The following is a 19,958-nucleotide window of genomic DNA, read 5'->3' on the forward strand; positions in this document are numbered from 1 at the left end:
TAAAGATATGTAATTGATTACCTTATTTTATCTTTTCCCTAACTATTCATGATTATGATATTACGTATAAGCTTGGCAATTAGATTTATAACTTGTAGAAAAATACTAAATTAAAATGAAGCGAATAAATATAGTTGGAGCCTTTTAATGTTGGTGTTAAAAGATAATCTAAACTTGTAATGTTTATGAGAAATTGCAAACGGATCTCATCTCTTGTATTTGTTTATAAAAACGATTATTTTGATTCATTTTCTTCTAAAACACCCCAAAAATAGAGAAGTTGACGAGCTTAAGATTGTAGTATTCGAAAAATCAGTAGTTTAGTTAAACCAATACGATAAGCAAGTATACCGTGTTACTAATGAAAGAGGACCTGATATGAACATCAGGTCCTCTTTTACTATATAATTATTTCCCTGCTTCTTTTAGTTCTTTTCCAGCTTTAAATACCGGCGCCTTAGCAGCAAAAAACTTGTAGGAATCATTATCAAGCGTTTTATTTTTCTCTACCGATTTAGCTTCTCGACAGCTTCCGCACTTGTATCTACACGTTTAACGAAAAAAACTAATAGTAGTGCAACAACATTCATGCCAAGCGCTACATAAAACGAATATTGAATTCCAGATAATAAAGCCTTCTGAGTTACTATTGCCTTCGTAGTTTCTGTAAAGGTTGTTGGATCTATATGAGACATTAAACTTTCAGCTTTTGTTTTTGTTACAGAGTTCATAATCGTAACAAGAATAGCAGTACCAATCGAACCGGACACTTGTTGAGCCGTATTATTAACAGCTGTACCGTGCGGGTTTAAGCGAGTTGGCAATTGATTAAGACCATTTGTCATAAGTGGCATCATAACCATCGCCATCCCAAACATCCGCAGTGTGTAGATAAGAATAATATGTGTGTGACTAGAGTCAATTTGCAGACTTGCCAACATATAAGTTGAAACAGCTGTAATGGAAAGCCCCACTATGCCAAGAATCCGAGGACCATATTTATCAAATAGTTTACCTGTAATTGGTGACATAATCCCCATTATAACCGCACCTGGAAGCATCATCAGTCCAGAGCTCAGCGGAGAAATGCCACGGACGTTTTGTACATAAGCTGGTGTTAAAATCATACCCGAAAACATGGCCACCGCGTTGACAATTGCAATTACAGACGCAAGTGCAAACATTGGGTACTTGTAAACACGTAAATCCAATAACGGCTCATCCATTTTTAATTGACGAATAATGAAAGCAATTAGGGCAATTGCGCCTATGATTAAGGTTGTTAAGACAACTTTATTTGTCCAACCATCGGAGCTTGCAGAACTGAATCCATATAACAAACCGCCAAAACCGACAGAAGATAATAGTAATGAGAGATAATCAAGTTTTGCATTTTTGTTTTGTTTCATGACATTCTCAGATTTCCAAATCCCTAACAGTAAGCTAATGATTGCTAAGGGTAAAATCATTTCAAAAAGCAAACGCCAGTCATAATACTCTACAATATAACCTGATAGTGTCGGCCCAATTGCTGGAGCTGTAATCATAACTAGTCCAAAAATCCCCATTGCTGTTCCCCTTTTTTCTCTTGGAAAGCTTACTAGCATAATATTCATTAACAAAGGTCCCATAACTGAAGAGCCTGCCGCTTGAACCATCCGACCAGTAAGTAATAAACCAAAGTTAGGTGCTACAGCCGCTAAGGCAGTACCAAGAATAAAAATCACCATAGATGTAATAAATAGGCTCCTATTCGAGAAACGCGTTATTAAAAATGCTGAGGCCGGAATTAATATACCACTTACAAGCATATACCCTGTAGAAAGCCACTGGATCGTTGAATAATCTTGAATGTTTAAATCTTTCATTATTGATGGCAAGGCTACATTTAAAAGGGAGTTATTTAGAAATGAAACAAATGCCCCAATAAAAAGGATTACAAGCATTACATATGGTGGTTTTCTTTTATGTAATGTTTCACTCATATATTTAATTGCCCCTTCATTATAAATTTCATTGATTCGTTTAAATCGTTTACATATTTGCACAAGAAAACATTACCCTTACAGTATTTTGCCAAACTCTTCGAATGGATATTCTCTTTTTAGCAATTCCACTTGCTCAACATACCATTTTAAAATCTTTTTGTTGATTAAACCTTTATAAAAATGTTTGTTAACGGAATTTAAATTAGGCTGAAATACAAAAAAGAAGCAACTGAAAATCCCCTTCTAAAATAAAGTGAAACTTTACATCAATGGGAATTTTACAGGCAGCGAGAAAAATCAAAAAGACTACGCACCCATTCCTTTAAATACAGGCTTGTAGATCTAGTTATGTAACCATCCATAAAAAGGAATATTACATAGGCTAAGTCTAACATTACATTTTTAAAGTGAGGAGAATAAGCGTATGGACCAATATTGGTATTTGAATTCAAAGGGAAACGGGGAACAATATACTAACCAAATTTCATTATATTCACAGCCCGAAATAACTACATCTGAGGTAATGAATGATTTGAAGATTCCTGAGAATTGGAGTTACCGAGTCTATCCAGTTAGTTGGGATTCATCAGCCAATTATACGGGGTTCAATCCCCATCCCCCTCTCTTCTCTTGGGGGCAGCCAATTAATTATGCAGGGATAATGCCCCAAGGTCATCCTGCTAATTGGACTCCATTACCAAGTCATGCAGGTTTTAATTTTCAAAAACCTCCCTTCCCCTGGGCGCAACCATTCAATCATACAGGGATGTTCGCACAAGGTCATCTCGCAGCTTTACTATCGCCGCCAGCTAAGGCTTTTCATTTCAATACCAATAACTCGGGTGTTTTTGGAAACCCTCCAGGATGGGGTGGTCCGTGGGCCCCAATGGGATGGGGAAATAACGGAGGTAACGGTCAGCTAGGAATGCTTGGAAACTTACTTACAGCAGGAAAAGGCACCATGAGTGGAATAGGAATGATCAGTAGTCTAATCGGGATGGGGAAGTTCTTCTTTTAGTTAATTAGAACAGGAGAATGTGGCTGTAGCTTTAATCAGCCACATTTAAGGACAGTAATCTCCCACCTAACTTCCTAGCATAGCATTCGCGGAAATTTTAGGTGGATATGTATTGTTACAAGTTACTGTTTTACTTTGAGTGCTCCTTTACTTTCTTATCAAGTGCCTTACTATAAGCATCTTTGTTTTCCTGTGATAACTCATAAATTGCTTTTTTCCAATGCTCTCCGTCTACACCTGATAAAAATTCAGTACCTTTCATTGTAGCTTCTTGAATCTTCTGTTTATCTTCTTTACCAGCATCCTTAATTAACTTCGTTGCTTTTCTTGCCTCTGTTACCCCTTCTTGTATGGATTTGTGAATGTCTTTGTATGTATCAGGTACTTTTATGTGTTCCATATTGTCTAAAATTTTATCTATCTCGTTTGATGTTTTTAAAACAGCTTTTGCTTTTGCTTTTTCTTTGTCCTTTAAGGATTCTCCTAAGTTTAGTAATAGTTCATCCTTCTTAAATTGGAACTCTACCACTTGCTCACATATGTAGTACGGATACTGTTGTTCAGAAATTACTGTTTTCGTTATTGCTTTACTAGTTTGCTCAGTCTTATGAGTAGAATCTTTATCTTCTACCTCGCATCCGACTAACAGCATAAATGGAACTGCTAACGTTACTAGTTTCTTTGCTCTCATTATGTATTCTCCTTGTAGAAAGTATTGTAAGTAATTAACATATCAAACTATAACATACATTACATTATGGTTCACTTCCATTACGATTTTAAAATATAAAATACGAATACACCCCATAAGCCACAAATAAGATTAATAGAATAGAAATGCCGAGTACCGTATATATAATCCATTTTAAATTTGAGTTCATATAATCCTCCCACCTCTCGACAATTCCAGTATATAACAAAAAAGCATTGGATACCCAATGCTTTTTACACTTACGCAAATAAAGAAGTATTCGCATATAAAGCTGGTGAACCACCTGAATGTACGAATAAAATATTGTCTTCCTTATTAAATTTATCTTTTCTAATTAAGTCGATTAATCCCGCTACTGCCTTACCTGTATACACTGGATCAAGTAAAATACCTTCTGTTTTCGCAAGTAACTGAACTGCCTCTACCATTTCCGGCGTTGGTAACGCATAGCCTGGTCCTACATATTCATCAAAGCACGTAACAGCGTCGCGCGAGATAAAGTTTGGAATACCAACATGTGCTGAAGTTTCATCTACAAGTTTTGCTACTTTCTCTTCTTGCTCAGCTTTTCCTCTACTTACGTTAATCCCGATTACAGGAATATGGCTTTGTGTTCCAGAAAAACCAGTAACTAAACCAGCATGCATACCGCCGCTACCACTTACACAAACAACTGAACTGAAATCAATTCCTTGCTCAAATGATTGCGCCATAATTTCTTGCGCACAAGCAACGTATCCCATAGCACCCGTAGGGTTTGATCCACCAACTGGAATTACATATGGTGTATTACCTTTTTCACTTACTTCTTGTGCTACTTTATGCATTTCTTCCATAAGATCTGCTCCGTTCGGTACAACAATGACATTTTCAGCACCTAATAAGTGATATAAGAAATAGTTTCCGTTAAAGTCTCTCTTCTCTTCTGGCTCAAGCCCTTCCTCTAATACAAGGATACATTTCATTTTTTCTTTTACCGCAGCTGCCAGTGTCAGGCGGCAATGATTTGACTGAATACCACCAGCTGTAATTAACGTATCTGCACCATTTTCCTGTGCATCTGCAACTAAAAATTCTAATTTTCTCGTCTTATTGCCACCAGCTGTTAAACCAAGTAAATCATCTCGTTTAAAATAAATAGTCGGGCCACCAAGTGCTTCAGAAAAGTTGTTTAACTTTTCAATTGGTGTATATGATTCTGTATATTTTTTTCTCGGGAATTTAGCTAAATTCATTGTAACGCTCCTTTTGTACTTCTTTCACAATATATGTAACGTTACTATTATTACACGTAAAAATGGTGAAGTCATCTTTCTCGGTTAAAAATGTATTAGAATTTCATTTTGATAAGTAAAACCGTATTAATGATTTTAACTTAATTACGGTACATGAAATTTATATCAACGATTTTTTAAATATATCGTTCATTCCTTTCAATATATCAACGATTTTTCAAATATATCTATCGTAACTTGCAATATATCAACGATTTTTCAAATATATCTATCGTAACTTGCAATATATCAACGATTTTCTTAATATATCGATCTATCGACAAAAAACGACAGACAGGCAACCCCTTCCTCATCAACAAAAAAAGAGCCTACACATTCAAATGCAGACTCCCTCCAATCACTTATTTACCGAAAAACGAAGTAACTGTGTTAATCCCGGCTCTAAATTCATTTCACCTTTATGGCGTACGTATACGACTTTATCCCCATCAAATTTCGGAGGGTTTGCTTTACTATACGTATGCCACTCATTCGTTCCTTCTATAGAATACTCCATATATTCAGTTGCACCGACAATTATATTTTCACTATCATCTGCCGTTACATTTGGTGCCATCTGCGCAATTTTTGAATCACTAATTAATAACTTCTTTATATCCTTATCACGTTTGTAATCGTAAGCTGTCACAATTACATCGTTACCATATGCTTTCACTTGTAACCCTTGTTTAAATGAATAGCCATCTGGAGCAGTTTTCTCTCCTCCATTTGGTCCTGCTGACATCCAGCCCGTTTCAATCCCGCCCGTATTTACAACAGTAAATCCTTTTTTATCTCCGCCTGCAATTTTCTTTTTACCAGCCCAGTCCGGTAAGTTTAAATCCCAATGCGTATGACTCGTAAAGAAAACGACCTGCGGATAGTCTTTTAATATATCGTACAATTTATCCACGTTTAAATAATCTTGTAAATATGGTGATTGTCTTGATCCAGATACTGTATCAGGTAAAACGTGATGAGAGAAAATAAAGATTGGTTTATTTTTATCTTTTTGACTATACTCTTCTAAATTTTGTTTTAACCAACCTAATTGCTCATCACTCATATATACTTCATCCCACATTTTTGAATCGTGGTATTTCATATATTTTTCAGTTCCTAAAAATAAAAGTGGATAGCCATCTAATTCTTTTTTATGATATACCTTTTCTTGTCCACTAAATTTCAGATAGCGGTTAAATAAAGTTTCCTCAGTTACACCATTTGGCCATGTACTTTGAGAGAGTTTCCCATCTGCTGTCCATTTACCAGCATAAAACTCATGATTCCCAACAGTAGACCATACATTTTCTGGATGCTTATTTTTATTTAACACACGCTTTACATCATCATATTGTGACTGTTGTCCAGTCGGCGTTATATCCCCATTCATAATAAGCGCTCTAGAAAGTGGCGTTACTTTATTCATATCTTTTAATACGTGATCAAAATCTCCTAAATCACCTTGAATGTCACTAATAACATTAAAAGTTGTAGCTGATTTTCGAACTTGCTCTTTCCCTTCCGCATGTGCTGAAAATGTCGGTAATAATGCCGCCATAACTGCTAACGAAGCAACTGTCTTTTTCATACAAATTCTCCCCCTAATAATAGAATGTACAAACTGACATATTCTGCTTTCTCTTAGGTGCTTGTCCAATTCACATTATAAGGGGAGATTGTAAAGATTAATGGAATAAAAAATTAAGTGTTTTTTAAGAGATTTTGTCTTTTCTACACACTCCACAATTAGCAATTCGCGCCAATCTAGCTTTCTAGTCTTTAACATTACATAAATGTAAATGAATATGATGAATCTCTTAGTTTAATATGTTGTCTTTTTAATCTCTGTTATATAACCGCCACAAAATATGCTATCTTTTCAAGTTCTCTTTCTTTAATAAACGTTACTCCTCTTTTAATTAGCCTTAAAATTGTAAAGTGGCTTAATAATATGTTTAATATCAATTGTTTCTTTTGTATTCTCAATAATTTCATCCATTGGCTTATATACCATTGGTGCTTCATCTAAAGTACTTTCTGCAACAGATGTAGTCCAAACCTCTGTCATTGTATTTTGAAAATCCTCTAAGTTAAGTACTTCTTTCGCCTTCTTGCGACTCATAATACGCCCTGCTCCATGAGGGCCAGAAAAGTTCCAATCTGGATTTCCTTTACCAAATGCAATGATTGAACCATCTCTCATATTGATTGGAATGATTACTCGTTCATCTTTCTGAGCTGAAATAGCACCTTTTCTTAGAATCATATTGTCCATATCGATGTAGTTATGGATTGTAGTGAATTGATCTGTTACTTTCCAATCCATTGTAGTGACGATTTCATCAATCATTGCTTTACGATTTAACTCCGCATATTTTTGTGCAATTTTCATATCATTCATGTAATCTTTAAATCCTTGTCCTTCTAAATAAGCTAATTCTTTACAAATCACCGGTTTCTTAATTTCACGTAAAGCTTCATGTATTTCTTGTTGTCTGCCTTCTTTCGTTAAACGCTCAATAATTTCTTCTTTAATAGATTTAACGTTTATAAGTTGCTCGTAAGCAAAGTTTTGATAATACTCTGCTACTTGTTTCCCTAAATTACGCGAACCACTATGAATAACAATGTATACATTTCCTTCATCATCCTCATTCAGTTCGACAAAATGATTGCCCCCGCCAAGTGTACCAATACTTTTTTGAGCACGTTGCAATGTAAACGGGGCTCTTACACTATCAAAATCAATCATTTTTGAAAATCTATGTTCCTTATCTCGAATACGAAAACCACTTGGGACAAATTTACGTATCGTTTCGTCTAAGTAATCGAAGTTGATTTCCTCTTTTTTCTTATTAATTATAACAACCTCCATGCCACAACCAATATCGTACTTACCTCCCAGTTTCCTGAAAGTGTGGACTATACCTTCTCTACAGTCATCGAGATATGCAGTCTCTACTGTAGGCTCACCGTATTAATTATTCCTCTTCAACTCAAAATGGATGAGGAATAATTCTGTACCTTAGTCTGCTAACATGGTGCAAGTCTCTGAACCATTCGATTATGTCACCATAACCACTGGCTGCTGATTGCCCTCGTCTTTTATCGTTAGGGTTTCCAGTCAATTGAGTGAGTAGTTTAAAGTCTGAGCCGATTAGTTAACCCCGACTAAATTAGGAACAATCTTATCTTGAACTGTCATTGTTGTCCCAATCGTACAACCTGCGCCCGCATGTGTATCTGGCATAATACGGATCTTGCTATCCTTTACGAATTCTTGGTTACAAAGATCAATAATTTGACCTGCTGCCATTTTTTCTACATTCGTAGTATATACTTTCGCTTCATTGTATTTTCCTCGTAATTTCAACATCTTCTATTTCCCCTTTCCTTTAGTTTCTACAAAACATTAATTTATATATATTTATAATTATATTTTCCACCACTACAGCTCATTTCCTTTTTTATAAAAAAAGACACAGAGATTCCTCCCCATGCCTACTAATTTCCTACCTTTTCACCGCATGCACATAATGCACTGTCTCAAAAGCTTTCAAATAATCGTTTCGTCCTTCAAAATATAATTTATTTATGTCTTCTGGCGATAAATGCTCATAAATAAGTAAGCCCGCCTTCTCAAACAGTGCTTCCATTTCGGCATAAGAAAAACATGATTTCATTGGTTCTCCGCCTACCGCAGCCATTTTTACCATATTTTCAACTCGATTGGACAGTCCCTTTTCCGTAAACAAATTTTCATCGGGATAATCAAAAACGATAGAACTACCTGCCGGAACCATCTCGAATAAACATTCTAATAAACTAGCAAGTTCCTCTTTCGTTAAATAGTACGTTACACCTAATAGACTAAAGAACGTCTTTTTATTTTCAAATCCTTCATTCCGTAACTGCTCATAGAAAAATCCTTTCGTAAAATCCATTGAAACAAAATGAAGGTTATTTGGAACTTCAATTTCTACTTCTTTTATTCTTTCCTTCTTAAACGCCTGCGTAGAAGGATGATCCACTTCAAATATTTCTATTTTATTTTCTAATTCTCGGTGTCTAAAACTGAACGTATCTAAGCCTGCACCGAGTATGACGTATTGTTTCGCTCCTAATGTAATTTCATGTAGTAATACTCTTTCACAATATGCGGCACGTGCTAAAGGTGTTGGTGATAACTGAACTTGCGTAATCCATTTTAATATTTCTTTTGGATTGTCTTGAAACTGCTCTGCAATTTCTTTATTGAAAAAGTGAATCCCTTGAACCATATTCGTTTCAATATTAATTCGTTCTTTTGGCGAAATGAACTCTTTAGCTACATAATCATCAAAGATTTTCGGATTATCAAATTCACTATGATATGCCCTGCTGAAAGCTGATACTAACGACGTTACACTTGCTTCACCTTGTTTCACGCACATACACTCTCCTTCATTTTCACAACAAAAATAGGGTTCCCCTGGCCAGGAGAACCCTATTATACACCTTATTTTTATATTGGTAAATTATAGCATAAATAAGTTTTTTTGTCAAGTTTTCAGCCTACTAACGCTCCAACAATTTGTGTAATCTCTAGCAGGAAGATTTCGATCTACACCGAATATTCCAGTTCATAACAATACAAATGGAGGCCAATATGAAACGATTCGTCATTATTACTGTAGGAAAAACACACAGCGGTAAAACTACATTTGCAAAAGCTTTAGAAAAAGAGTTACCCCACTCTTTCGTTATGGATCAAGATAACCAAGCTGAATTTATTAACACGCATTATGAAAAATTACAGCCGGCTGAAGGTGCTAATACATTTAAGCACGGTCTTTCAAAATTCATTGTTGATTATGCGAAAGAACATACAAATTTACACCTTATTATTTGTAATTCCAATCGCAGTAAAAGCGGAAGATTCTATTTACTAAACGAATTATTTCCACAGAATGAATATGTACGCATATTAGTTCATTTTGACATTCCAGATGATGTACTTTACGAAAGAGTGGCTCGAAGCACGCGAAGTACGAATATTTTTAGAGGTGGATATTCTAGTTTCAAAGAAGTACTTGATCGACAACAAACTGAATCACTTCACGATGATGTGGTAGATCCTGTAGAAAACGAGGCTGATTATTTGTTTGTTATTCGCAATAATAAAGATGTAAGCTTTACTATAGAAGAAATTGTTCATCTAGCTAAAGGTTTATCCCCTACCCCAAATAAGAGATTATAAAAATTACATAATCATAGATTATTATGCAAATCCTTCCTCTAAGCGCCTAACATAGTATATAATAATAAGATAATCTACTTCTATATGCTCATTTTTACACAAAACAGTTCATGCATATGAAAGAAAAGAGGTACAAAAATATGAAAACAAAACAAACAATTGCTGCGTCTACACTAGCTTTAGCAATGATTGCTGGCGCGAACTCTGCTCATGCGGAAGTAAATGATGCTACTCCTCAGCAAAGTACGGGAGATCGATTAGCTGAAATTAAGCAACATAAACAAGAGTTAGATGCAAAATTGCAGCAACACAAAGAAAACGTGGATCAAACATTAAATGAACTTAACAAGGTTAAGGAAAATGTTGATACGAAGGTGAATGAACTACATGAACGTAAACAAGTTGCTGATGAAAAAATTAACGAAGTTAAACAGCATAAACAAGAACTAGATGCAAAACTGCAGCAAGACAAACAAATCGCCGAAGATAAAATCGCTGAAATTAAAGAGCATAAAAAACAAGTAGAAGATAAAGTTGCTGAAGTAAAAGAACATAAGCAAAATATCGATAACAAAGTGAATGAGATTAAAGAACATAAACAAACTGTCGATGAAAAAGTGAATGAAATGAAGCAACATAAAGAGAACATTGATCAAAAGGTTAATGAACTTAAGGAAGTTAAAAAACAAGTAGATGAAAAATTAGCTGAGTTAAAGAAAGCGAAACAAACTGCTGAGGACAAACTCGCTGAACTAAAAGAAAACAAGCCGAATACCGGTAACACGTTAGAGGAACTTAAGAAAATTAAAGGCAATTTAGACAGTCTTTCCGCTAACTTAGAATTAGCTAAACAAGATGTAAAAAACAAACTAGCTGTTTTACAAGAAGCTAGACAAGATTTAATTAATAAAATTAACGAAATTAAACAATCGAAACAAACTGTTTCAGATGATTTATCAAAGAAAAAACAAGACTTAGATATTAAAATCAACGACTTTAAGCATACTGAGAAAAAAATTGACGACAAATTAGCTGAGTTACATACAACGAAGCAAAATGTTGATAACAAGATTAATGAAGTATCACAGTCTAAACAAATGCAAGCAGATAATGGTACTAAAAACAATAACGCTAAAGAACTTCCTAACGCTGGTAGCGAGCAATCAAACAATATGGCTCTAGGAATGCTATCTGTATTAGGCGGTGTTTTATTACTTACTCGTAATAAAATTAAAACGTTATTCTCTAAATAAGTCCATAAAAAAAGGAAAACCGCACATACATGTACGGTTTTCCTTTTTTTATATTAACTGTCCATCTCGAAGCGTCAATATACGATCACATACATCAAGCATTCTTTCATCATGTGTAATCATAATTGCTGCTTTTTGGCTCTCTTTCACTTCGCGTTTCATCATTTCAACAACTTCACGTGCGCGTTTTGAGTCTAAGCTTGCCGTTGGCTCATCCGCTAATATTAAATCTGGGTTGTTCATGAACGCACGAGCGATTGCTACCCTTTGTTTTTCCCCGCCAGATAGTTGATTTGGATAATGATTCTTTCTTTCTCCTAATCCAAATGCCGCTAATAAATGATCTGCACGCTTTTCGGATTCTTGTTTACTTTCTTTTTTTAGCTTTGCAATGTAAAGTAACTGTTCTTTCACATTTAAATATGGAACAAGGTTTGCAAACTGGAAAATGAAGCCGATTTTTTTCAAACGAATGTCTGTCATTTCCTTTTCTGATAACTGTGTAATATTTTGCTCACGAATGTAAATATCCCCTTTTGACGGTGATAATAATGCACCCGCGATTGATAATAACGTACTTTTCCCTGATCCAGAAGGACCGACGATTCCGATAAATTCTCCGGCTTTCACATCAAGCGATATCGGATGAAGGGCTGTTACTTCCGTATTCCCTTCTCCGTACACTTTACTTACTTTGTCTAATTTTAATAATGAAGTCATTACATCCCGCCTCCAATTGCTTCTAATGCATCAACTTTTAATACTTGGTATAACGAAATAAGTGTTCCTAAAATACTAATTACGATAAAGATTGCTGCATATTGCGCAATCATCGGTGTTGTTAATAAGAACGGCATACCTGCTGGTAAAATTTGTTCTAACCCTTGTACAAGAACGATACTGATTACCATCGCAACGACTGATAAGAATAACGCCTGCACGACTAAGCTATTTGCTAAATACGAGTTCTTTGTACCGATTGCTTTTAATACACCTAATTGCTGTGTTTTTTGCAGTGTAATAACGTAGAAGAATACACCGATTAGTAATGCAGCGATAACAAGTAAGAACGCAATGATCATCGTTAATGTTCCTTGTTCTTCTTTAAATCCTGGAATACTTTGTAGCACTTCTTTTTTGTCAATTACGTGTGCATTTTTAATCTCTTTATCTGTGTTAAGTGCAATTGCACTATAATCTTTTTGGTTTGGTTGTGAAATAGCACCCCATACGTCTTCATTTACATAAACGACTGGTGTATGGCTAAACATTTGATCTTTCGTAAATCCAACGATTGTAAATTCTTTCTTTGAAACAGGATCAATAATTGTATCTCCAATATCAATTCCTTTTTCTTTAATTGATTCGTCAGCAACCATCTCGTTGTTTGCTGTACCTAATTTCTCCCCTTTTACAATTTTCGGTTCTAAAAATGAATCCCGTTCACTTGAGAAAATAGCGATATCAACCTTTTTCGAACTATCTTTCTTTTCATATGTTGAAACTTTCACACGAAACGGAACGGCTTCTTTCTCGCCTACTTGATTTACTACGTTATCTACATCGTCTTTCTTAATTTGTGAACGAAGTAATTTATTTTCCGCATCATCTGCTAAAACGAACTTATTTGCCTCCATATTTTGAATCGATGAAGCATTATCATATGATAGTCCATTTGCTAATCCTGAAATAACAAGAACTAAAAATGATAATAACACCATAATCAGTCCGATTAATCCGTATCTTAATTTTGATTGTTTCAATTCACGCAGAGCTAAAAACATTTCGCTCGCTCCTTCCTCTTTCTTTCTATGCACTTATCATAAAAAAGAAATATGAACGGAATATGAACAGAAGATTACAGAGGGGAAGATTTAATTTTCAGAAAGTATTGAAAATAACTAAAATCCTTGATACAATTCAGTCAAATAATCTTGACCGAGTAATTCCATTTAAGGAGTTGATCATTTTGAAGCCCATGTTAACACTCACTACTTATAGCCAACTAAAAGCAATAAGCGATCCACTACGTGTCGAAATGATGATGCGTCTATGCGAACGTCCTTATACAGGACAATTACTATCTGAGAAATTCGGCATTCCAAGGGCGAAAATTCATTATCATTTAAAAGAATTAGAAAAGAATGGTTTTATAGAGATTGTTTATACAGAAGAAAAGAATGGCATCATTCAAAAGTTCTATCAATCTGTCGCTAGAGGCTTCACTCCTGCTGCAGACCTATTACCTCATTTAGAAATGTTAAGCGAATCAGGTCGCCAAATCTTTTTACAAATGGCAGAAACAACGAAAAACCATATTCTCGCTGCTCCTGAAGAAGCTTTTATATTACGAAAAGAAAGCGAAGACCCGGCTGAGTGGAATTACGTTTCATCTTGCTGGGAGTTTGATGCTACGCCGGAACAATTTCAAGTGTGGGTAAAAAAGTTTCATGAATTGATGGCTGAATTAAATGATATCGCAAAAGATGCGGATAAAGATCCAAATAGTAAATCTTATTACATTTCTACTACTGCACTACAAATCGACGAACGAGCAATGCAGCGATTTGTGAAAAAAGAAGAAAAATCGTAATACGATTTTTTTTACACTAACGGTCAAATTTATTTTACCGAATAAATTTATTATAAAGGAGTAGATTAAATGGACATATTGAAAAACCGGAATTTCCTCTTATTATTTTTAGGGAGAATTTTTACAAACATAGGAGATAGTTTGTATTATGTAGCCGCGATGTGGCTCGTATATAAGCTAAGTGGTAATCCTTTTTATTCTGGATTGGCTGGTTTTCTTACATTATTACCCTCTGTACTTCAATTTCTTACTGGTCCATTCGTTGATAGATGGTCCATTAAAAACACCCTCGTCCTTACACAAGTTCTGCAATGCATTCTTATTTTAATCATTCCTATTACACACTACTTCGATCTATTAACAGTCCAACTACTACTCATCATTATGCCAATCGTAGCCTTTATCGAACAATTCGCCTATCCCGCACAATCGAAAGCTTTACCACTTCTACTGCATAAAACACAATTATTAAAAGGAAACTCACTCTTCTCATTTGCGTATCAAGGTATTGACTTAATTTGTACGACGATTTCTGGCATATTAGTAGCACTACTTGGCGCCATTACTTTATATGTGATCGACTCTTTCACATTCGCGATTACTGCCCTTTTGTTCTTTTCATTGAAAATGCCAAAGCAAACCGAAACGGGCACATCACTTTCAACAAAACAATATTTCTCAGATTTAAAAGAAGGTTTTTCAATTGTCTTCCGTTCCTTAATGGGCGCATTCTTAATCGGTTCAGTTGTTGCTAATTTCTCAATCGGTATGACGATGGCGATACTCCCTTCTTTCGCTGATTCTTTAGGAGGCGTGAAATCATATGGCTTCTTCTTAGCTGCTATATCAGCAGGTAGTCTCATCGGTGCATTATTCAGTTCATGGGTTGGCAAACGTAATGTTGGCCGCACTTCTATTATTAGCTTTGCGACTGGCGCTATCTTTTGGTTTCTCTCTACGATTGTACCGTTTCAATGGCTGTCTATTTTTTTATTCGGCCTAGCTTGGATCCCAATTGGTGCCACGAACATATTATTTGCGACAATTAGTCAAATTGTAATTCCAAATCAATATATCGGACGCATCAATTCAGTCATGCGAAGTATGGGCACAATTGCTATGCCATTCGGTTCTTTAATTGGCGGATACACCGCAAATGTATTTAGTAGCCAACTCATTTTTGCGCTCGCTAGCATCGGGATTTTCTTTATCTCTCTCGTATGGCTGCTTCATCCGAAATTACGGGCTTTGCCGAAAGCTGATGAGATTACAGCGGATACTTTTGGGGTTCGGTTTAAGGAAGAGCGTGGGAAAGGTGCGGCTTTATAGCAAACCAAACATAACCCCGTTCTAAATTGGGGACGGGGTTAAAAATATAGTTATTTCATTTTGGATGTAAAATAATTCACTAAAAATATAACAATAAAGTCGTTTGAATATCTAAATTTTATTCAACAATAGTACCAACTTATAACGGCAGTTAACGCTTTGATGGCCAAGCACCCTGCATTTTCCTTAATTGAATAATTTGTCCTGTATGATAAGCATCATGAAGCATGATATCCAGTAATTTCCCCTCTAGTGAATTTTGCTCAAGCTCTCTTTCGGAAATTGCACTTAATGCCTGTCTTAAATTACACTGAGCATTTTCAGAACGTTCAACGACTTTCTTCCATTCCATATCATCATTAGATTGCTTAGTAAGATAAAATGTGTCATTTCCGTCAAGATTATGTGTCCATTCACGGCCTTCCAAGTTTGCAGCAAGCCTCTCTTTGTAATAAATGAGATGATTAACGTTCTCCCAAATGGTATTCGTTTCCTCACCAGATGGTTTCCACATAGCCTGTTCGGCTGTAAGTCCTTCAATAGCATGTTTAAACGGTGCATACCAACTCTCTTTATCGAATGTTGAATCTAGTACGTTTAATAACACGTCAATTCGTTTCAAAGTAATTTCCTCCCTAAATAGTTACAGTTTCAATAAAATCCTTATAACTATGTAGAAATTCTACATTTCCAAACAAACTTCCTCCTGATTTCACTCCACAAACTCGTCCGAGTATGTAATGAAAATGACTCACATTTTTTCACTTTACACGTATACTAGAGACCAAAAAAAAAGAGGCCGTTCCGAAACAGCCTCTTTCTTTCCATCTATTTCGGAAGCTCCACCCGAACGGTCGTTCCTTCCCCCTTCGTACTATACACCGAAACGTTTCCATGATGCAGTTCAACAATCTTCTGCACAATCGACAATCCTAAACCGCTACCTTCTACGTTTCTCGTCCTTGCTGTATCTACTTTGTAAAAACGGTCAAAAATACGATCCATTTCTTCTTTTTCCATACCGATTCCGTTGTCTGATATAGAAATAATGACACTAGACTCTAACTCTTCGACGAAAAACTCAATCGTTCCACCATCGTTTGAAAACTTAATGCTATTCGTGAAAATGTTACTCCAAACTTGATGAAGTAAGTTTTCATCACCTTTTATAGTGATATCTGGCACATTAAATTCAACGGCGATATCTTTTTCCCGCCATTTCCACTCAAGCATAAAAATGACGTCTTTAATTTGCTTCTGCAGATTGAATTCTCTTATTTGTAGAACCTTTTCCTCTTTATCTAATGAAGCGAGCGTAAGTAACTGTTTACATAAACTAGACATTCGCTTACTTTCACCCTCAATAATTTGTAAGTAATGATTTCTTTCTTCCTCACTCATCTTTTCTGTTTGCAACGTCTTTGAAAAACCTTGTATGGAAGAAAGTGGCGACTGAAATTCATGTGAAACGTTCGAAACGAATTCTTGTCTCATTTCATCTAGTTCTTTAATACTCTTCGTCATCTTTTGGAAGCTTGTAGATAACGTTCCTATTTCATCTTTTCGTTTTACATCTAATTCAATTTCATATTCCCCACTCGCAATTTTTTGCGTAGCCTTCGTAAATTTACGGATTGGGCGAACGATGTAACCTGCTGCAATCGCTATAAAAATAATACTTAATAGTACGATAAACCCTAATAATACCGCTAGAAAAATTCTCATCTCGCCGAATTGTTGTTGAACGTCAGGGCGAATGAATAAAGCGTACTGTTTATCACCGTGTTGTACTGGGACACCGACGCTATTAATTAATTCATTATCGAAAAAACCTGTAATAAAGAGGCGCGTTGGATAAGTAGAAACACCATTAAATGTCTCCCCCTGCAATACTTTATGAACGGTATCATCACTTATTGTCGTCTTACGAAACGCATTACCGATACGCTTTCCATTCTTTTGATCATCAACAATGTAAATCTCATACCCTAATTTTGCAATAGAATGCAAATACGTCTCTTGATTTTCTTCACTTTGCTTTTCATATAACGATTTAACTTCTTCCGCATACTTTAAAATCTTTTCACTGTTATATGGTTTTAACTTCACTTGATAATATACGTTCGTTAATAAAAAGCCGATAATACTACTAAGTAGCATAATGCCGACCGTCATAAATACAAATCTAGAATATAGTGATTTCATCTTATTTCAACTCCAACTTATACCCGAGGCCGCGCACTGTTGTAATTTGAAAATCATCCGTTCGTTTTGAGAAACGATCTCGCAGCCTTTTCACATGAACATCAACTGTTCGTTCATCTCCTTCAAAATCCATTCCCCATACTAATTCAATTAGCTCTTCTCTTGAAAATGTTCTTCCAGGATAACTAGCAAGTTGTGATAATAACTCAAATTCCTTTAAAGGAAGCAAAATCGTTTGACCGTTACACTTTACTTCTACACCTTTTCGATCAATTGTCGTTCCGTGCAACGTAATAATATCTGCACTCAGCATTTGATAACGTCGTAATAAAGCTTTCATACGGAAAATCACTTCAGCTGGTTCAAATGGTTTTACGATATAATCGTCCGTACCAGAAATGAATCCTTTTTCTTTATCAACTAACTGATCTTTCGCCGTTAATAAAATAACTGGTATATCATGATACTTCCGGATTTCTTCACATAACGTATAGCCATCAACGAACGGCATCATAATGTCTACGATCGCAAGATGAATATTTTCCTTCTCTAAAACGTCTTGCGCTACCTTTCCATCTTCTGCTTCAAAAACTTTAAACCCCTCTTTTTGTAAATGGTAATGCAACAACTCTCTAATATGCTTATCATCATCAGCTAATAAAATATGTATCATCTTCATTAAACCCTCTCTCGTTCATCCTTCTACATCACTACATTAAGAAACAATTGGATTTTTTGCAAGAAAAAGAAAAAGAATCTATTTTGAAAAAAGATTATTCAAAATAGATTCTTACGTTTTAGTATTAAGATTATTTTAATCAAAAACAATTTCTAAGCCTTCGAAATATCAACAAATCCTTCTCCGAACACATCACGAACATCGTGTATAGCGATGAACGCCGCCGGATCCGTAGTTTGAACAATCCGCTTTAGCTTCACTACTTCTTGCTTATTAATAACAACATAAAGAATTTCCTTCGGAGTTTTCGTGTAATAGCCATGCCCTGAATATACAGTAACCCCTCTCCCCATTAAGGTTGTCACCTTCCCGGCAATTTCATCTGGATTATCAGAAATAATCGTAATAGCCTTCTTCGGATTTAACCCTTCAATTACAAATTCCATCACTTTCGTTGCTACATATAGCATAATAATTGTTATCATCAGTTTTTCTGCACCAATGATGAAATAAGATGAAAATGCAACGATTAAATCGAAGAACAGTAGACCGTAGCTAATGCTCCAGCCTAAATATTTATGTGTCATCCTTGCTAAGATCGTAGTACCTGCAGTTGTTCCGCCAACGCGAATGATAAGACCAATACCACACCCGATAAATATTCCTCCGAAAATGGCATTTACAAGCATTTCATCCGAAGCAATCGTCCAGCCTTCTGTTAAATGAAGAAATAGCGAGTTAGTCACTACAGCGATAATCGTATAAATTGTTGTGATTTTATTTAAAAATTTATAACCGACTATTAACAAAATCGCATTTAAAATTAAGTTAACTAAACCTGGTGACCATTCAAATAAATAGTACGTAATAATCGTGATACCTGTTACCCCACCCTCACCAAACTCGTTCGGGATAACAAATAAATTGACACCTAAAGCAAAAAGAAATGCACCAATAATAATAAAAATAATGTCTGTCGTTCTTTTTTTCATACAGTACCTCACTTCTTATGTAAATATTTATTCTGTCATAAACTCTCACCATTATATCGTGGAATATTCAAATCGAACAGTGGTTTGTTTTTTATTTTAATATAGGATGATAAATCAACTTTATCCTATATCCACTTGTAATTAAGAAAGTAAAATAACTGTATTTATTATGTACTACAACTAAAGTTTTGATTTCACATGCAATTCATGCTAAAAATGAATAGGAACACGTACTCGCATTAACTTCGAGTACAAAACAAATAGGCGAAGCTATAGAATAGGCTTCGCATCAAACGTGTGCTCACAGAGATTTATATTCATAAATCTCTGATTTTTTCACTTATCTTTCTCCATATACTCTTTAATTTTTCGTTCTTCCCATTCTTTTCCGAATATCCCAAATGGAAAAGTTGTTAAACCGTGTATAACGATACCAATCCCCCAACCTCCAAGTGGATATAAAAACCATAATTTACTTGAATCAGAGCTTATATTTATGAAAAAAAGCATTAAGTTAACTAATATATAGACCGTTAAATGAATGTAAAACGCTTTTAAATTCTCCACTCTTTTTTTAGCTCGTAAATAATTCTCATCTCGCTCCATATATAAACACCTCTTTCATTATTGTATTTTTTAACTCGCTCTGATTTAAACATCATATTCTAGTCGG

At 35.2% G+C, this 19,958-nt stretch carries 18 protein-coding genes and 1 pseudogene; 5 read left to right on the forward strand and 14 right to left on the reverse strand.

Features of this window, described 5'->3' with window-relative positions; all coding sequences use genetic code 11:
• Positions 1 to 506: 506 nt before the first annotated feature.
• Entirely contained in the window at positions 507 to 1,985 is a 1,479-nt protein-coding gene (locus DN407_RS15710) for a DHA2 family efflux MFS transporter permease subunit (protein ID WP_000005138.1), read from the reverse strand.
• 427 nt (positions 1,986 to 2,412) lie between these two features.
• Here DN407_RS15710 and DN407_RS15715 point away from each other — a divergent pair, with 427 nt between their 5' ends.
• Entirely contained in the window at positions 2,413 to 3,006 is a 594-nt protein-coding gene (locus DN407_RS15715) for a hypothetical protein (RefSeq protein WP_149216464.1), read from the forward strand.
• A 130-nt stretch (positions 3,007 to 3,136) separates the two neighbouring features.
• On the opposite strand, the gene DN407_RS15720 is transcribed toward DN407_RS15715, so the two are convergent.
• The 6 genes and pseudogenes from DN407_RS15720 to DN407_RS15745 form a co-directional block, all read right to left on the reverse strand.
• Entirely contained in the window at positions 3,137 to 3,697 is a 561-nt protein-coding gene (locus tag DN407_RS15720; RefSeq protein WP_149216465.1) for a hypothetical protein, read from the reverse strand.
• 260 nt (positions 3,698 to 3,957) lie between these two features.
• Positions 3,958 to 4,953, reverse strand: coding sequence for a D-cysteate sulfo-lyase (gene cuyA, locus DN407_RS15725; protein WP_001046619.1), 996 nt, complete (start codon positions 4,951 to 4,953; stop codon positions 3,958 to 3,960).
• A 397-nt stretch (positions 4,954 to 5,350) separates the two neighbouring features.
• Positions 5,351 to 6,583, reverse strand: a complete 1,233-nt coding sequence (locus DN407_RS15730; RefSeq protein WP_061654910.1) for a DUF4073 domain-containing protein — start codon at positions 6,581 to 6,583, stop codon at positions 5,351 to 5,353.
• A gap of 327 nt (positions 6,584 to 6,910) precedes the next feature.
• The gene (locus DN407_RS15735; RefSeq protein ID WP_098434882.1) at positions 6,911 to 7,870 is read right to left on the reverse strand and encodes an RtcB family protein; all 960 of its coding nucleotides are present in this window, start codon (positions 7,868 to 7,870) and stop codon (positions 6,911 to 6,913) included.
• A 285-nt stretch (positions 7,871 to 8,155) separates the two neighbouring features.
• Positions 8,156 to 8,371: pseudogene (locus DN407_RS15740) on the reverse strand (RtcB family protein); the annotation flags it as partial.
• A gap of 136 nt (positions 8,372 to 8,507) precedes the next feature.
• Positions 8,508 to 9,428, reverse strand: a complete 921-nt coding sequence (locus DN407_RS15745) for a class I SAM-dependent methyltransferase (RefSeq protein WP_097796241.1) — start codon at positions 9,426 to 9,428, stop codon at positions 8,508 to 8,510.
• Positions 9,429 to 9,631: 203 nt separating this feature from the next.
• Here DN407_RS15745 and DN407_RS15750 point away from each other — a divergent pair, with 203 nt between their 5' ends.
• Both DN407_RS15750 and DN407_RS15755 read left to right on the forward strand, forming a co-directional pair.
• A complete protein-coding gene (locus DN407_RS15750; protein ID WP_140160684.1) occupies positions 9,632 to 10,234 on the forward strand; it encodes an AAA family ATPase in 603 nt (200 codons plus the stop codon).
• Between the two features lie 140 nt (positions 10,235 to 10,374).
• The gene (locus DN407_RS15755; protein ID WP_000851006.1) at positions 10,375 to 11,487 is read left to right on the forward strand and encodes an LPXTG cell wall anchor domain-containing protein; all 1,113 of its coding nucleotides are present in this window, start codon (positions 10,375 to 10,377) and stop codon (positions 11,485 to 11,487) included.
• 48 nt (positions 11,488 to 11,535) lie between these two features.
• On the opposite strand, the gene DN407_RS15760 is transcribed toward DN407_RS15755, so the two are convergent.
• Together DN407_RS15760 and DN407_RS15765 are read right to left on the reverse strand one after the other, a co-directional pair.
• Positions 11,536 to 12,207 carry an ABC transporter ATP-binding protein gene (locus DN407_RS15760; RefSeq protein WP_000202597.1) on the reverse strand — a complete coding sequence of 224 codons (672 nt, stop codon included), beginning with the start codon at positions 12,205 to 12,207 and terminating at the stop codon, positions 11,536 to 11,538.
• Positions 12,207 to 13,271: an ABC transporter permease gene (locus DN407_RS15765; protein WP_000477749.1), complete on the reverse strand. Its 1,065-nt coding sequence runs from the start codon at positions 13,269 to 13,271 to the stop codon at positions 12,207 to 12,209. Before DN407_RS15765 ends, DN407_RS15760 begins: the two co-directional genes overlap by 1 nt.
• Before the next feature lie 185 nt (positions 13,272 to 13,456).
• Between DN407_RS15765 and DN407_RS15770 the strand changes: the two genes are divergently transcribed.
• Positions 13,457 to 14,080 carry an ArsR/SmtB family transcription factor gene (locus DN407_RS15770; RefSeq protein WP_000803871.1) on the forward strand — a complete coding sequence of 208 codons (624 nt, stop codon included), beginning with the start codon at positions 13,457 to 13,459 and terminating at the stop codon, positions 14,078 to 14,080.
• Positions 14,081 to 14,149: 69 nt separating this feature from the next.
• Entirely contained in the window at positions 14,150 to 15,409 is a 1,260-nt protein-coding gene (locus DN407_RS15775; protein ID WP_149216466.1) for an MFS transporter, read from the forward strand.
• A gap of 151 nt (positions 15,410 to 15,560) precedes the next feature.
• Here DN407_RS15775 and DN407_RS15780 read toward each other — a convergent pair whose 3' ends face one another.
• From DN407_RS15780 to DN407_RS15800, 5 genes are all read right to left on the reverse strand, one after another.
• The gene (locus tag DN407_RS15780; protein WP_000821015.1) at positions 15,561 to 16,031 is read right to left on the reverse strand and encodes a DinB family protein; all 471 of its coding nucleotides are present in this window, start codon (positions 16,029 to 16,031) and stop codon (positions 15,561 to 15,563) included.
• 206 nt (positions 16,032 to 16,237) lie between these two features.
• A complete protein-coding gene (locus DN407_RS15785; protein ID WP_000839528.1) occupies positions 16,238 to 17,614 on the reverse strand; it encodes a sensor histidine kinase in 1,377 nt (458 codons plus the stop codon).
• Position 17,615: 1 nt separating this feature from the next.
• A complete protein-coding gene (locus tag DN407_RS15790; protein WP_000781961.1) occupies positions 17,616 to 18,293 on the reverse strand; it encodes a response regulator transcription factor in 678 nt (225 codons plus the stop codon).
• Positions 18,294 to 18,445: 152 nt separating this feature from the next.
• Positions 18,446 to 19,285 carry a YitT family protein gene (locus DN407_RS15795; protein ID WP_000747492.1) on the reverse strand — a complete coding sequence of 280 codons (840 nt, stop codon included), beginning with the start codon at positions 19,283 to 19,285 and terminating at the stop codon, positions 18,446 to 18,448.
• A gap of 336 nt (positions 19,286 to 19,621) precedes the next feature.
• Positions 19,622 to 19,891 carry a 2TM domain-containing protein gene (locus tag DN407_RS15800; protein ID WP_000438994.1) on the reverse strand — a complete coding sequence of 90 codons (270 nt, stop codon included), beginning with the start codon at positions 19,889 to 19,891 and terminating at the stop codon, positions 19,622 to 19,624.
• Positions 19,892 to 19,958: the final 67 nt, after the last annotated feature.

This window comes from Bacillus sp. JAS24-2, assembly GCF_008274905.1.
Classification (GTDB): Bacteria; Bacillota; Bacilli; order Bacillales; family Bacillaceae_G; genus Bacillus_A; species Bacillus_A cereus.